The 13,826-nt window shown below is 64.1% G+C and carries 14 protein-coding genes; 4 read left to right on the forward strand and 10 right to left on the reverse strand.

Going from position 1 to position 13,826, the window contains the following annotated elements:
- Positions 1-91 precede the first annotated feature (91 nt).
- From IE061_RS12855 to IE061_RS12865, 3 genes are all read left to right on the forward strand, one after another.
- Positions 92-634: a CIA30 family protein gene (locus IE061_RS12855; protein ID WP_193461770.1), complete on the forward strand. Its 543-nt coding sequence runs from the start codon at positions 92-94 to the stop codon at positions 632-634.
- Between the two features lie 82 nt (positions 635-716).
- Positions 717-2,483 (forward strand): bifunctional isocitrate dehydrogenase kinase/phosphatase, encoded by a 1,767-nt coding sequence (gene aceK / locus IE061_RS12860; protein ID WP_193461771.1) that lies wholly within the window; start codon positions 717-719, stop codon positions 2,481-2,483.
- 2 nt (positions 2,484-2,485) lie between these two features.
- Positions 2,486-3,199 carry an SIR2 family NAD-dependent protein deacylase gene (locus IE061_RS12865; protein ID WP_193461772.1) on the forward strand — a complete coding sequence of 238 codons (714 nt, stop codon included), beginning with the start codon at positions 2,486-2,488 and terminating at the stop codon, positions 3,197-3,199.
- A 41-nt stretch (positions 3,200-3,240) separates the two neighbouring features.
- Here the strand turns inward: IE061_RS12865 and bioA are convergent, their stop codons facing one another.
- From bioA to bioB, 6 genes are read right to left on the reverse strand one after another with little or no spacing between them, the layout of a single operon-like run.
- Positions 3,241-4,518, reverse strand: coding sequence for an adenosylmethionine--8-amino-7-oxononanoate transaminase (bioA, locus tag IE061_RS12870; RefSeq protein WP_193461773.1), 1,278 nt, complete (start codon positions 4,516-4,518; stop codon positions 3,241-3,243).
- A complete protein-coding gene (bioD, locus tag IE061_RS12875; protein WP_193461774.1) occupies positions 4,515-5,237 on the reverse strand; it encodes a dethiobiotin synthase in 723 nt (240 codons plus the stop codon). The genes bioA and bioD overlap by 4 nt, the downstream gene beginning before the upstream one ends.
- Positions 5,234-6,019: a methyltransferase domain-containing protein gene (locus tag IE061_RS12880; RefSeq protein WP_193461775.1), complete on the reverse strand. Its 786-nt coding sequence runs from the start codon at positions 6,017-6,019 to the stop codon at positions 5,234-5,236. Before IE061_RS12880 ends, bioD begins: the two co-directional genes overlap by 4 nt.
- Entirely contained in the window at positions 6,016-6,726 is a 711-nt protein-coding gene (locus IE061_RS12885; RefSeq protein WP_193461776.1) for an alpha/beta fold hydrolase, read from the reverse strand. The genes IE061_RS12880 and IE061_RS12885 overlap by 4 nt, the downstream gene beginning before the upstream one ends.
- Positions 6,723-7,868: an 8-amino-7-oxononanoate synthase gene (gene bioF, locus IE061_RS12890; RefSeq protein WP_193461777.1), complete on the reverse strand. Its 1,146-nt coding sequence runs from the start codon at positions 7,866-7,868 to the stop codon at positions 6,723-6,725. The genes IE061_RS12885 and bioF overlap by 4 nt, the downstream gene beginning before the upstream one ends.
- Positions 7,855-8,943 (reverse strand): biotin synthase BioB, encoded by a 1,089-nt coding sequence (gene bioB, locus IE061_RS12895; protein WP_193461778.1) that lies wholly within the window; start codon positions 8,941-8,943, stop codon positions 7,855-7,857. Before bioB ends, bioF begins: the two co-directional genes overlap by 14 nt.
- Positions 8,944-9,111: 168 nt before the next feature.
- On the opposite strand from bioB, the gene IE061_RS12900 reads away from it, so the two are divergent.
- Complete coding sequence (locus IE061_RS12900; RefSeq protein ID WP_189462714.1) at positions 9,112-9,888, forward strand: tRNA-uridine aminocarboxypropyltransferase; 777 nt, start codon at positions 9,112-9,114, stop codon at positions 9,886-9,888.
- Here the strand turns inward: IE061_RS12900 and IE061_RS12905 are convergent, their stop codons facing one another.
- From IE061_RS12905 to IE061_RS12920, 4 genes are all read right to left on the reverse strand, one after another.
- Complete coding sequence (locus IE061_RS12905) at positions 9,889-10,800, reverse strand: DMT family transporter (RefSeq protein ID WP_096922139.1); 912 nt, start codon at positions 10,798-10,800, stop codon at positions 9,889-9,891.
- Entirely contained in the window at positions 10,797-12,041 is a 1,245-nt protein-coding gene (locus tag IE061_RS12910) for a TraB/GumN family protein (RefSeq protein ID WP_039180375.1), read from the reverse strand. Before IE061_RS12910 ends, IE061_RS12905 begins: the two co-directional genes overlap by 4 nt.
- Positions 12,042-12,115: 74 nt before the next feature.
- The gene (locus IE061_RS12915; RefSeq protein WP_081136610.1) at positions 12,116-13,564 is read right to left on the reverse strand and encodes a TrkH family potassium uptake protein; all 1,449 of its coding nucleotides are present in this window, start codon (positions 13,562-13,564) and stop codon (positions 12,116-12,118) included.
- 30 nt (positions 13,565-13,594) lie between these two features.
- Positions 13,595-13,826, reverse strand: a 232-nt coding sequence (locus IE061_RS12920) for a TrkA C-terminal domain-containing protein (RefSeq protein ID WP_308429542.1), incomplete at its 5' end; no start/stop codon positions are given.

A 13,826-nucleotide genomic window follows, 5' to 3' on the forward strand; every position in this document is an offset into this window, starting at 1 on the left:
GCGGCGAATCACCTAGTCTGAAGCTCGGTAGCCCGCCTCTGGCCCTGGTGCCAAGGCGGGCTCATTGGCCAAGCGACAGAGGGAAACCGTGATGATGCTCGATTTTACCGACCCAGCTCTGGGCGATGCCGAACAGGCGCGCTGGTACGCCGTGGACGATGGCGTGATGGGCGGCGTGTCCCACAGCGGCTTTCGTGTGGAAGAGGGGCATGGCTGCTTCTATGGAGAGGTCTCGCTGGAAAATGGCGGCGGCTTTGCCTCGGTGCGCCGTGAGCCCGGCGCGTTTGAGCCAACCCTGGCCCAGGCCAAGGGCATCACGCTGCGGGTGCGCGGCGATGGCCGTCGCTATCAACTGCGCTTCAAAAGCCACGCGCTGGACGATGCAAGTGCCTACCGCGTGGCGTTCGCGCCCAGTGCCCAGCAGTGGGAAACGCTGCATTTCAGCTGGGCGCAGTTCGACGCCGTGCGCCGGGGGACGCTGCTGTCCAACGCGCCGCCGCTCGAGCCCGGCACCGTTCACCAGCTGGGCTTTCTGATTGCCGACCGCACCGCCGGACCGTTTCAGCTGGACATTGCCTGCATCTCGACGTATTCGCAGGACTCATTTTCACAGGGCTCATTTTCACAGGACTAATTTTCACAGGACTAAGGTCGTCTCGTATGTAGTTTGCCGTTCGAGGAGTCTGTGAAGCCTTTTACCGACGTGAGCCCGCTTGATGAAACACTCTCCGGCCTACCGCCTGGCGGCGACGGTACTGCATGGGTTCGATGAGTACCGTGCACGCTTCCAGCAGATCACTCAGGACGCCAGCCGCCGCTTTCGCGATGCGGCGTGGCGCGAGGCGCAGCAAGCTTCGGCGGCGCGGATCAATCTCTACGGCGAAAAAGTCCAGGACACGTTGGGGCGCCTGCAGCGTACGTTTCCCCAGGACGTGCTGGCCTACTGCGAGACCTGGCGAGAAGCCCGCCGACACTACGCCAACCTGATCGGCCAGCGGTTGGATTACGAGCTGGCAGAGACCTTTTTCAACTCGCTGTTCTGTTCGGTGTTTGAGCATCGTCATATCCGCAACGACTGGATGTTCGTCTACAGCTCCCGTGAGGACGCCGCGCACCGTTCGGGCATCGAGCTGTGCCGCCGTCATGCGGTCAACGGCGACTGGGCCGGAGCGCTGGCCTGGGCGCTGCAAGAGGCGCCGCTGGAAACGCCCTTTGCCCATCTGGAACGCGATAGCCAGTTGGGGGCGGGCTTGCTGGAAGCCCAGCTGCCCGCCCGCCTCTGGCAGGCGGCAGATGCGCGGGTAGAGCTGCTCAACAGCGTCTTCTACCGCAACAAAGGGGCCTACCTGGTGGGGCGTATACTCGGCGGCGGCGAGCAGGTGCCGCTGGTGCTGCCGATTCTGCATGGCGAAGGGTACGGCGAGCAGCAGGGCGGTGACCCCCGCCTGCATCTGGATACCGTGCTCACCGAAACCGATGAAGTGTCGATCATCTTCTCGTTCACCCGTGCTTACTTTCAGGTCGATGTGCCGGTTCCCGGGGAGTTCGTGGGCTACCTGAAACAGCTCATGCCCCACAAGCCGGAAGGCGAGCTGTACGCCGCCATCGGCTTTTTCAAACACGGCAAAACCGAGTTTTTTCGCGCCCTGAACCAGCAGGTGGCCAAGCGCGAAGAGCGCTTCATCATCGCCCCGGGGGTGCGGGGCATGGTAATGGCGGTGTTCGTGCTGCCCAGCTTTCGCACCGTGTTCAAGATCATCAAGGACAAGTTCGACCCGGCCAAGGAGGTCACGCCAGCCATCGTGCGAGAAAAATATCGGCTGGTGAAGCGTCACGACCGGGTAGGACGCATGGCCGATACCCAGGAGTTTTCCAACTTCATCGTGCGCCAGGATCACTTCGCGCCGGAGTGTCTGGCCCATTTGCTGGAAGTCGCCCCTTCCACGGTATCGCTGAAAGGCGACAAGGTGATCATCAAGCACTGTTATACCGAGCGGATGATGACGCCGTTGAACCTCTATCTGGAGCAGTGCAGCGCCGATGAGCGAGTGATGGTGCTGAAGGATTACGGCAATGCCATCAAACAGATGGCAGCCGCCAATATCTTTCCGGGCGATATGTTGCTGAAGAATTTTGGCGTTACCCGTCACGGGCGGGTGATTTTTTACGACTACGACGAAGTGAGCTACCTTACGGAGTGTCGCTTTCGCCACATGCCCAAAGCCCAGCAAGGCGATAGCTACATGGATGGCGGCGCTAGCCTCTCCATCGGCCCCCACGATATCTTCCCCGAGGAGTTCGGCCCGTTCATGTTTGCCAACCCCGAACTTCGCGCGCTGTTCATGGCGCAGCACCCGGAGCTGTTCGACCCGGACTATTGGCTAGGGTTGCAGCAGGCCATTCGCAATGGGCGGGTGATCGATGTCTACCCTTACCGCAACAAGCAACGGTTCTCCGGAACCATCGGCCAACTGGTACATTAGTCATGACTCAACCCCCTCACCTGGTGGTATTGACCGGATCGGGTATTAGCGCCGAAAGCGGCATCAAGACCTTTCGGGCCAGCGACGGCCTTTGGGAAGATCACCCCGTGGAGGACGTCGCCACGCCCGAGGGCTGGCGGCGCAATCCCGAACGGGTGCTGGCCTTCTACGACCAGCGCCGTGAGCAGATCCGCCGTGCAAAACCCAATGCCGCCCACAAGGCGCTGGCCGCGCTGGAGCAGGAAGGCTTCCGAGTCAGCGTGGTGACGCAGAATATCGATGACCTGCACGAGCGTGCCGGTTCGCGCCACGTGCTGCACCTGCACGGCGAGATTCTCAAGGCACGCTCATCCGTCGATGCCCGGCTGCGCTACCCGCTGCCCAAGGGAGGAATCCGCCTGGGGGAGGTGTGCGACAAAGGCAGCCAGCTGCGCCCGGACGTGGTGTGGTTCGGTGAAGCCGTGCCGCTCTTCGAAGAGGCCTGCGAGTTGGTCAGCCAGGCCGATTTCCTGCTGGTGGTGGGCACCTCGCTGGCGGTGATGCCCGCCGCGTCGCTGTTGACCTACATCGACTACGACACCCCCTGTGCACTGATAGACCCCAATGCCGATGCGCTCAGCCCGCCTGGCGTGCTGGCGATCAACACCACGGCGGGGGAAGGCGTGCCAGCGCTGGTTCACCAGTGGTGCAAGCAGGGGAACTTGCTCTTGCCTTGAGTCAACGACGGGGCGGGGTGAGCGAACCGATGGATGGCAGATTACCGGCGCGCTTCCAGAAACCACGCTTTCATGACTCCGGTAATCTGGATGAGCTCGACGTCCGTCGCAATATAGGCGGGCATGGTGTAGAGCCAGCGGCCAATGGGGCGCAGCCACACGCCCCGTGCTCTGGCAAACGCGGCCACGCCCGCCAGCGCCTCGCTGCCATGGGTCTCGATCACCGCTGTCGCGCCCAGCACCCGGACATCTGCCACTGCCGGGTGCGCGCGCAGCGCTGTGTTTTCCAGCAGCTCGCGCTGTAGCACTTGGCTGAGCGCGGCGATTTTCTCCAGGTAATGCTCCTCTTCGAACACCCGCAGGCTCTCCAGCGCCACGCGGCAGGCCAGTGGATTGCCCATGAAGGTGGGGCCGTGCATGAAGGCGTGCTGCTGACTGTCGCCAATGAACGCGTCGTGCACTCGGTCGGTAGCCAGCGTGGCCGCATGGCCCAGATACCCGCCGGTCAGCCCCTTGGAGAGCACCATGATATCCGGCGTGACGCCCGCGTGGTCGGCGGCAAACAGCCTGCCGGTGCGGCCAAAGCCGGTGGCCACTTCGTCGAAAATCAGCAGCACGCCAAATTCGTCGCACAGCGCCCGGGCGCCGCGCAGGTAGTGCGGCGAGGTCATGTTCAGCCCGCCCGCCGCTTGCAGCAGCGGCTCCATCAGCAGTGCGGCGATCTCCTGGTGATGGCGCGACAGCACCTCTCGGAGCGCAGCGAGGTCATGCTCTACCTGGGCTGGCGTGGCATCGAACGGTGCCGTAGGGGCCGGGGCGAAGTGGTGCTGAGGCAGCAGGCTGGCGAACAGGCTGTGCATGCCCTCTTCGGGGTCGCATACCGCCATGCAGCCGGTGGTGTCGCCATGGTACGCCTTCATCAGCGAGAGCATCTTGCGCTTGCCGGGTTGGCCGATGAGCACCTGATACTGCAGCGCCATCTTCATGGCCACCTCCATGCCCACCGAACCGCTGTCGGAGAAGAACACGTGGTTCAGCCCCGGCGGGGTAATGCGCACCAGCGCCCGTGCCAGCTGGTCGGCGGGGCCGTGGGTCAGGCCCCCCAGCATCACATGGCACAGCTCGCCGGCCTGTTCGCGGATGGCGGCCACCAGGCGCGGGTGGCCGTAGCCGTGAATCATGCACCACCAGGAGCAGGTGGCATCCAGCAGACGTTCACCGCTTTCCAGCGTAAAGTGGCTGCCGCTACCGCCCACCACCTTGGGGGCCGGTGTCTGGGTCTTGAGATGGGCGTAGGGGTGCCACACGGGGGAACTCATGGCGTTGCCTCCTGGGCCGTGGGAGTGAGCAGCGCATCAAGGAAGATAAAGCGCTGCGCGATGTGGGCATCTGCCTGTACCAAATGGGGAATGAGCCCTAAACAGGGCGCAGGCAGAGCGCGTTCGAGCAGCGCCACATTGGCGGCAAACCGTGCGCTATCGCTGGCAAAGGCCGGGTCCACCACGCTGCCCACCCAGCCCGCCAGCGTCACGCCATCGGCGGCGATGGCCTCGGCGGTGAGCCGCGCATGGTTGAGGCAGCCGAGTTTCAGCCCGACGACCAGAATCACCGGCAGGCCCAGCGCACGGGGCAGGTCGGAAAAATCCTCCTCCTCATTGAGCGGCACTCGCCAGCCGCCGGCGCCTTCGATCAGCGTCAGGTCGCGTGGCGTTTGGCTCAGGGTAGCGCGCAGCGCTTGGGTCACGCTGGCCACGCGCAGCACCATGCCCGCTTCTAGGGCCGCCAAATGGGGCGCAATGGCGGGGGCAAAGGCCCACGGATTGACCGTCGAGTAATCCACCGGCGGGAGGCTTTGTGCCTGTAGCGCCAGAGCATCGCGGTTGCGCAAGCCGCTGAGCGTGGCCTCGCTGCCGGAGGCAATCGGTTTCAACCCCAGCGTGGTGTACTGGCGCTGACGGGCAGCACACAGCAGCGCGCTGGCGGCCAGGGTCTTGCCCGCATCGGTGTCGGTACCGGTGATGAAATAGGTGTTGTTCATTTCGCGCTTTCCAGGCATAGCGTCAGGCAGTGGTAGCTCACCGGCAGCCCCCGCGGCGTGCGCAGTGCTTCATAGCGCAACCGGGCATCGCTCAGTGCCTGGCGGGTGAGCTGCGCGTCGGGTCTTGCCACCTGAGCGCCCACGCCCTTGATGGAGGCCATGACGGCATTCAGGTCGGGGTAGAAAAAGCGCCGCCGCTCGCACACGTGGTGGGAAAGCCGCAAGCCGCATCGTGCAATTGCCCGTCGCACGGTGCTGGCGTCCGGCGTTTGCAGCAGGGCCTCGGGCCGCTGCCAGGCGGTGGCCACCTCATGAAGCGTGCCGGGCAGCAGGGTAGTGATGCGCGCCTGCCCGCCAGGGGCAAGCACCCGCGCCAGCTCCTGCATGACATCCTCGATGCTCGGGCACCACTGAATCGCCAGGTTGGAGAACACCAGCTCAACGCTGGCGTCGTTTTGCGGCAGCGCCGCGGCGTCCCCCAACTGCCAGCGGATGGCCTCGCCATAGGTTGCCTGGGCGTAGGCGAGCATGCCTGGGGCCAGGTCGAGCCCGGTGATGGCGGCCTCCGGGTAACGGGTGGCCAGCCGCTGGGTCCAGTAACCGGTGCCGCAGCCCAGGTCGAGCACCTGCTGGGCGCTCTTCGGCAGCGTTTGCCAGAGCGCTTCGCCGATAGCTCGCTGGGCGCTGGCGAGCGCGTCATAGCGCGGCGCCGCTCGGGAGAAGGCCCGGGCAACGCGGGTCTGCCAGTGGGGGACGGGGGTAGAGAGCAACGGTGAGTTCATCGCGGCACCTGTGTCGCCTGCTCGGCCAGCCGAGCGGCGAGCCGGGCTGGGCGTGAGAGCATCGGGCAGTGCCCGGCGTCTTCCAGCCGCAAGGCCTGTTGGCGAGTGCGGTTTGGCAGCAGCGGGTCCTGGGTGCCTGCGAGCAGGTGGATAGGACAGGGCGGTGCCGCGAAGTGCGCGCGGTTGTCCAGCGTGGCCAGCCATGTCAGGCCCTGGGCCAGGGTGGCAGGGTCCGCGCAGGGCGCGTCGCCCAGCAGCCCACTAAGTTGGCGGCGAGCCTCGCGAGCGTTGGGTTCGCCCTGGCACTGCCAGCGTAGAAAGTGGCGCCATGTGGCAACCGGATCACGATGGAAGGCGCGCTGAAAGCTTGCCAGCTCCTCGTACGTCACACCGCCATCCTCCCCGTCACTGCAAAAACGGCTGCCTGCACCCAGTAGCAGCAGGGCCTTGGGCGGCGGCAAGTGATTGAGCAGCTCTGTGGCCAGCAACCCACCCAGCGACCAGCCAACCCAAACGGCATCGCTGGGTAGCTCGGGTGCCATCCGCTCGGCCAGTGCGTCAAGGCCCGTCGAGGTAGGTAGCGCAGGAGATTCGCCGTAGCCGGGCCACTCTACCGCGCTGGGCTCGACAGGGCTGGGCCAGTGTTCCGAAAGCGTCTGCCAGATGCGGCGGTCGACGCCCCAGCCCGACAGCAGTATGAGCTTCATCGCGGCTCCTCGTGCAGGCAGGTCGCGGCTACGTCCAGCAGCCGGTCGATATCGCGCTGGGTATGGCGGGCGCTGAGCGTGATACGAAGTCGCGCCTCGCCGTTGGGGACCGTGGGCGGGCGTATCGCGCCTACCTGAACATCGTGTTTATCGAAACGGGCGGCCCAGGCCATGGTGCGCCGCTCGCTGCCCAGCAGCAGTGGCTGAATCGGCGTGTGGGAGTGGCCCAAAGGAAGCCCCAGGGCCGTGGCCTGCTGGCGGAAGTAGTCGATGTGGCGCGCAAGCCGCTGACGGTGCTCCGGTTCCCGCTGGACGATGGTGAGCGCTTCCAGAGTAGCGGCGGCAATGCCGGGCGGTTGAGCGGTGGTGTACACATAGCTGCGGGCAAACTGAATCAAGTGCTCGATCAGTGCCGCATCCCCCGCCACGAAAGCGCCCGCGGTGCCCAGCGCTTTGCCCAGGGTGCCGACCAGGATTGGCACCTGCTGGCTATTGAAGCCTGCCACGCAGCCTGCGCCGTTTTCGCCAAGGACGCCAAGCCCGTGGGCATCGTCGATCATCAGCCAGGCGCCGTGTTGCTGGCTGAGGTGGGCGAGCTGTTCGATGTCGGCGATATCACCGTCCATGCTGAACACGCCGTCGCTCACCACCAGCTGATGGGTGGCCCGGCTGCGCGCCAGTAAACGCGCCAGATCCTGGCCATCGCGGTGGTGGTAGCGTCGGGAACGGGCGCCGCTCAGCGCGGCCCCGTCGAGTAGCGAGGCGTGATTGAGACGGTCCTGAAAAATCGCGGTGTGGGAATCCGCCAGCGCTTGCACCACGCCCAGGTTCGCCATATAGCCGGTGGAGAACAGCAGCGCCCGCTCGCGCCCGGTCCACTCGGCCAGCGCAGCTTCCAGGGCGTCGTGAATGCCCAGGTGGCCGCTGACCAGATGCGACGCCCTGGCCCCGGCGCCAAAGCGTTTGGCGCCTTCTGCCTGGGCGGCTTGCACCCGTGGGTCCTGGGCGAGGCCCAGGTAGTCATTGCCGGCAAAGTCCAGCGCATCGTGGGAGGCGACCCGGCGGGAGCGCCAGCGCTGCAGGCGCTCCCGCTGGTCGCGGGCGGTTGCCAAGCGCTGCTGCCACGCCTCAGACACTGGCATCCACCGCTAGCGCTGCGGCGCGTTCGGCCTGGGCATTGCGCTGAGCCTGCTGTGCCAGCCGCTCGCTATGCTGCGTGTCGTCTTCGCAGGTATCGCGGCGCTCGGGGTGCAGGCCCAGCTTGGCAAACAGCGCGCGGTCGCGCTCTGCCTGGGGGTTGCGGGTGGTCAACAGCTTGTCGCCGTAGAAAATCGAGTTGGCACCGGCCAGAAAGGCAAGCGCCTGGGTGGATTCGCTCATCTGCTCGCGGCCTGCCGAGAGGCGCACATGGCTCTGGGGCATCATGATGCGCGCCACGGCAATGGCGCGGATGAACGTCAGCGGGTCCAGGTCCTCCGCGTTTTCCAGCGGGGTGCCCGGCACCTTTACCAGCATGTTGATCGGCACCGACTCAGGATGCGGGGAGAGCCTGGCCAGCTGTTGCAGCAGCGCGCTGCGATCCTGGGCGCCTTCGCCCATGCCGAGAATACCGCCAGAACACACCTTCATACCGGCGTCGCGCACGGTGGCCAGAGTTTCCAGGCGGTCGCTGTAGGTGCGCGTGGTGATGATCTCGCCGTAGTAGTCGGGGGAGGTGTCGAGGTTGTGGTTGTAGTAGTCCAGCCCCGCAGCGGCCAGCCGGGTGGCCTGTTCACCATCGACCATGCCCAGCGTCATGCAGGTTTCGAGCCCCAGCGCTTTCACCTGGCGTACCATCTCTTCCACCGCCAGCAGATCCTTGTCCCGGGGGCTGCGCCAGGCCGCTCCCATGCAGAAGCGGCTGGCGCCCGCCTCTTTGGCGGCCTTGGCCTGGGCCACCACTTTCTCTATTTCCAGCAGCTTCTCTTTTTCCAACTGAGTGTTGTAGTGACCCGACTGGGGGCAGTACTTGCAGTCTTCCGGGCAGGCCCCGGTCTTGATCGACAGCAGGGTAGACACCTGCACTGCGTTGGCATCGAAGTGTGCCCGATGCACCTGCTGGGCCTGAAACAGCAGGTCGTTGAAGGGCAACGCAAACAGCGCGTCGATTTCCTCGAGGGTCCAGTCATGGCGCGGAGCGGTGTCAGCCGAGTGAGAAGCCGTCGTGTGAGTGGTCACGGGTAAACCTTTTTTAATTTGAAAGTTGACAGGACTCTAGCGGTGGGATGTTAAGGGTGTCAACTTTTAATGATTGGTTGGTTTACTGGAGGGCGGGGGAAGGGAACATTCGTCACGATGCACGGCCTGCTTTATACTCTGCGCCCTTTGATCACCACTGGAGCGCAGATGCCTGACGCGACCTCGCTGCCCCCTGAACATGACGCCTTGACCGACCGCGACCCGGCCACGGGGCACCCGCGACCGCCGCGGCGCGAATTCAAAGCGCGCGGCAGCTTCGTCAAGCGCTGCGAAGGGTGCAATCTGCCCGAGTTGAACTGCCTGTGCCCTTATCAGGTCAAGGCAGAGAGTGACGCCCAGGTGTGGTTGCTGACCCACTCCATCGAGCACTTCAAACCGACCAATACCGGCCGCCTGATTGGTGATGTGCTGACCAACACTCGGGTATTTACCTGGTATCGCACGGCGCCGGACGAGGCGCTGGCCGCACTGCTGCAAGACCCGCGCTATGCTCCGTTCGTGATTTTTCCTGACGACCAGCCGGATTACGCGGAACGGGTGGTGGGGCTGGAGGCCGTCCAGGCGGTCAAGCAGCAGTCGCGTATTCCAGTATTCATCATTCTGGACGGCACCTGGCGACAGGCCCGGCGTATGTTCCGCAAGAGCCCTTACCTGGACACGCTGCCGGTATTGCCGCTGCACACCGAGCGCGAAACCCGCTACCGGCTGCGCAAGCCCGCCTCGAAAGCCCACCTGTGCACCGCCGAGGTGGCCATCGAACTGCTGCGTCAGAGCGGTGATGAAAACGCCGCCAGCGTGCTGGACGACTACTTCGACGTGTTCAACGACAGCTACGCCGAGAGCCGTTATTACCGCAAGATCGAGGAGCCAACGGCGGCCATGACTCGGCTGTTGGCCCGAAAAGCGGGGGATGCGCCGCGCTGATCAAGGCCTGGCGCCGGGTAGCCAGCGCAACAGCACCTTGCGCACCCAGTACCAGCGGTTGATCAGCAGGGCCGCGAAAATCAGCGCGCAGCCGGTGAGTTGAAGCGCCGACATGGTTTCGTTGAACCACCAGGCGGCCAGCAGCGCCGTCCAGACGGCCTCCAACATCAGAATGACCGCTGCATGGCTTGGCGTGGTCATGCCCTGCGCCTTGATCTGAAGAAAGAACCGCAGTGAGCTGGCCAGCAGCACGCTGGCCAGAAACCAGCCCAGAATCGGGGCATCGAGGGAGAGCGTCTGCTCTTCCACGACCCATGAAACAGCGGTCAACACGATGCCCACGGAAAGCAGCTGCAGCGTCGTCAACGACAGGGCAGGCACATTGCGCACCACCCGCGTATTGACGTTGATCAGCAGCGCGAAGCACAAGGCCGCGCAAAGCATCAGCAGCTGGCTGGCCTCCACCCGAAAACCGGCATTCAGCGATAACAGCGCAAAGCCTGTCAGCGCGACGGGCAGGGCTACCCAGGTGCTGGTGGCGGGACGGTCGCCAAACAGCAGGCGGGCCACCACCGGCACCAGCAGAATGCCCAGGCTGTTGATGAAGGCGCTTTCTCCCAGATGCTGGGAGTGATGCAATCCCAGCACCCAGAAAGCGATGGCCGCACTGAACAGTACGCCTACCAGCAGGCCGCGCCGAATACGCCGGGCAGGCAAATGGCGCAGTGTCGGCCAGGCGAAGCCCAGCAGGATGACCCCCGCGAGCAGAAAGCGAGTGCCGATGAACAGCAGCGGAGGCATGCCTGCCAGCGCTTCCTTGGAAAATATCCACCCGCCTGCTGCCAGGGTGGTCACCAGCAGCAGCAGGGCATCGGCCTGCCAGGGGGCTTGCCGGATGGTGCTATGGCTCACGCGGCGCCGCCAAACAGCGCCCCGGCAATTCTGAAGCCTGCCACCCAGGTGCCAATGGCCGAACCTACCGTGGCGAGAATGAACACCAGCAGCGTGCGTGACACGCGGTTTTTCCACCAGCCTTTCAGTTGCGTCACGTCATGGCGCAGAGTAGAGAAATCGCGCACCTTGGGTTTGCGCATGTAAAGCTCGACCCCGGCGGCCACGAAACCGGCGCCAATGGTGGGGTTGAGCGACGTCAGCGGCGCAGCAAAGAAGGTCGCGATCACGGTGAGCGGATGCGCCAGGGCAATCAGGGTCGCCCCCCCGGATAGCAGGCCATTGATCAAGAACCACTCCATCACCAGCTGCCAGCCCAGCTCGGTATTACGCGAAAAACCGACCACGAAGCCGGTGAGCACCAGCGCGGTGATCAGCCAAGGCATGACTTTCCATAGCTTGGAGGGCGGCGGAGTAGCTTCCAGCGATTCCCGCTCCTGGGTCGGGTTTTCCGGTAGCGGTGTTTCCAGGTGCTCGCCGGTGCCTTTCAGGTGGCCTGCGCCGAGCACGACCAGCACGTTCGAGTAGCGCCCGGGAGGTGCCTCTTCGGCCAGGCGTAGCGCCATGTAGCGGTCGCGTTCGCGGATCAGCGGGGTGTAGAGCGTTTCTGATTCCGCTGCGAATTCGCTGAAGGTGGCTTCCAGCATATCGCCCTCCTTGAGCTTTTCGATCTCCTCCTTGGAGACATCCTGGCGGGAGAGCACGCTGCCAATCAGCCCGGAAAAGAGCGAGAAGCGCTGCCACCAGGGCACGTTGCTGTAGATGCGCTTGAGCGTGATGCCCACATCGCGGTCCACCAGCAGCAGCGGCAGTTGGCGAGCACGGCACTCATCCACCGCCGCGCGCATTTCGGCGCCCGGCTGGATGCCTGATTGCTCGGCGATACGCTGCTGGAAGGCACCCAGCGCCAGGCTGGCGGCGACCATGCCGGCCTTGCCCTGCTTGAACACTTGAAACAGGTCCTGCTCGCCCATGGCATCGGGGTTGTCCATGCTGTGATGGCGGGCGTCACACAGCTCGATGGCCACCGCATCGAAATGGCCGGTAGCAATCAATTGGCGCACGTCGTCGGCGCTTTCGGCCGAGACATGGGCCGTGCCCAGCAGGGTGTAGCAGGTGTCGCCCACGGTCACGGTTTTCAGCGGGCCGCTAGTGGAGGGCAGGGGCGGCGTCGGTGGCCGCGTAGTGTCATCGTGGGTCATTCAACAGTCTCGATGTATAAGTATAAAAAGGTGAAAACGTACACAAGCCGTCAATACCGGGGCTCAGTGGTGTATCAACGCCGCCAGAAGGCCGGAGTAAAGAGCACCAGGACGGTGAAAATTTCCAGGCGCCCCATCAGCATGGCCAGTACCAGAATCCATTTGGCCAGGCTGGGTAAGTCGCCATAGTGGCTGCTGGCTTCGCCCAGCGCAGGGCCCAGGTTGTTGAGCGCCGAGCCCACCGCCGACCAGGCGGTCACTTGATCCACGCCGGTGGCCATCACACCCACCAGCATCAGGAAGAACAGCATGACATAGGCCGAAAAAAAGCCCCATACCGCCTGCGCGATGCTGTCGGGTACGCTGACCTTGCCGACCTTCACCGCAATCACCGCGTTGGGGTGAATCAGGCGCATGACTTCGCGCATGCCCTGCTTGAGAATCAGGATGATGCGGATCACTTTCATGCCGCCAGCGGTGGAGCCCGAGCAGCCCCCTACGAAGGCGGCAATGAACAGCAGAAACGGAATTGCCCCAGGCCAGCCTGAGAAGTCGGCCACGGCGAATCCCGCCGTGGTAGCCACGGAGACGACCTCGAACAGCGCATGCCGCAGGCCGGTGATGTCGTCATAGGTCTTGGTCAGCCACAGGGTAATGACGGTAATCACGGTCAGACCCGTCAGGAACAGCAGCAGAAACCGGGCTTCCGGGTCCTGAAAATAGTGGGTCAGGCGCTTCTCGCGCCAGGCCACGAAGTGGAGGCTGAAGCTCACCGCCGAAATCAGCATGAAGCTGATGCAGATCAGCTCGATGGCGGCGCTATCGAAATAGCCGATGCTCAGGTCATGAGTCGAAAATCCGCCGATGGCGACCGTGGAAAAGCTGTGGCCCAGCGCATCGAACCAATCCATGCCCGCGACCATGTAAGCCACGAAGCAGGCAAAGGTCAAGGTGGCGTAGATATACCACAGTGCCTTGGCGGTTTCGGTGATGCGCGGCGTCAGCTTGGAGTCTTTCAGCGGCCCCGGAATTTCCGTGCGGTACAGGGCCATGCCCCCGACCCCCAAGGTCGGCAGGATGGCCACCGCCAGTACCACGATGCCCATACCGCCCAGCCACTGCAGCTGCTGGCGGTAGTAGCGGATCGACTCGGGCAGAAAATCGATGCCGGTAATGACCGTGGCCCCGGTGGTGGTCAGGCCCGAAAAGGATTCGAAGACGGCATCGGTAATGCTCAGGGAGTCCTCGCCAAACAGCATCAGCGGCAGCGAGCCGAACAGTGCCAGCACGGTCCAGAACATGGCCGCGATGATGAAACCGTCCCGAATGCGCAGCTCCTTGCGCGCCCGGCGGTTCGGCAGGTAGATCAGCAGGCCGGTGATGACGGAAATCGCAATGCCGCTCATGAACGCATGCCAAACGCCGTCGCGAAACCACAGCGACATCAGCATGGGAGGCAGCATGGTGAGGCTGAACAGCATCAGCAGCAGGCCCAAGATACGTAGAATAATCCGCAGGCTCATGGCAGGGATGGTCTCATTGCTGGCTGGTTCCTAGAAAAACGTCAATCCCACCTGGAAAAGCCGCTCGACGTCGCGGATACGCCGTTTGTCGATCACGAACAGAATCAGGTGATCACCGCTCTCCACGCGCACGTCGCCGTGGGCAATCATCACTTCCTTGCCGCGCACCACGGCACCGATGGTGGTGCCTTCGGGAAGCTCGATCTCATCGATGGTGCGGCCCACCACCTTGGAAGACTGCTTGTCGCCGTGGGCAATCGCC

The organism is Vreelandella hamiltonii (assembly GCF_014651795.1).
GTDB lineage: Bacteria > Pseudomonadota > Gammaproteobacteria > Pseudomonadales > Halomonadaceae > Vreelandella > Vreelandella hamiltonii.

What these genes read in the sequence shown, in the direction of transcription:
- IE061_RS12855 (WP_193461770.1), top strand. Translation starts at nt 92, where the DNA reads ATGATGCTCGATTTTACCGACCCAGCTCTGGGCGATGCCGAACAGGCG.
- aceK (WP_193461771.1), top strand. Translation starts at nt 717, where the DNA reads ATGAAACACTCTCCGGCCTACCGCCTGGCGGCGACGGTACTGCATGGG.
- IE061_RS12865 (WP_193461772.1), top strand. Translation starts at nt 2,486, where the DNA reads ATGACTCAACCCCCTCACCTGGTGGTATTGACCGGATCGGGTATTAGC.
- bioA (WP_193461773.1), bottom strand. Translation starts at nt 4,518, where the DNA reads ATGAGTTCCCCCGTGTGGCACCCCTACGCCCATCTCAAGACCCAGACA.
- bioD (WP_193461774.1), bottom strand. Translation starts at nt 5,237, where the DNA reads ATGAACAACACCTATTTCATCACCGGTACCGACACCGATGCGGGCAAG.
- IE061_RS12880 (WP_193461775.1), bottom strand. Translation starts at nt 6,019, where the DNA reads ATGAACTCACCGTTGCTCTCTACCCCCGTCCCCCACTGGCAGACCCGC.
- IE061_RS12885 (WP_193461776.1), bottom strand. Translation starts at nt 6,726, where the DNA reads ATGAAGCTCATACTGCTGTCGGGCTGGGGCGTCGACCGCCGCATCTGG.
- bioF (WP_193461777.1), bottom strand. Translation starts at nt 7,868, where the DNA reads ATGCCAGTGTCTGAGGCGTGGCAGCAGCGCTTGGCAACCGCCCGCGAC.
- IE061_RS12900 (WP_189462714.1), top strand. Translation starts at nt 9,112, where the DNA reads ATGCCTGACGCGACCTCGCTGCCCCCTGAACATGACGCCTTGACCGAC.
- IE061_RS12910 (WP_039180375.1), bottom strand. Translation starts at nt 12,041, where the DNA reads ATGACCCACGATGACACTACGCGGCCACCGACGCCGCCCCTGCCCTCC.
- IE061_RS12915 (WP_081136610.1), bottom strand. Translation starts at nt 13,564, where the DNA reads ATGAGCCTGCGGATTATTCTACGTATCTTGGGCCTGCTGCTGATGCTG.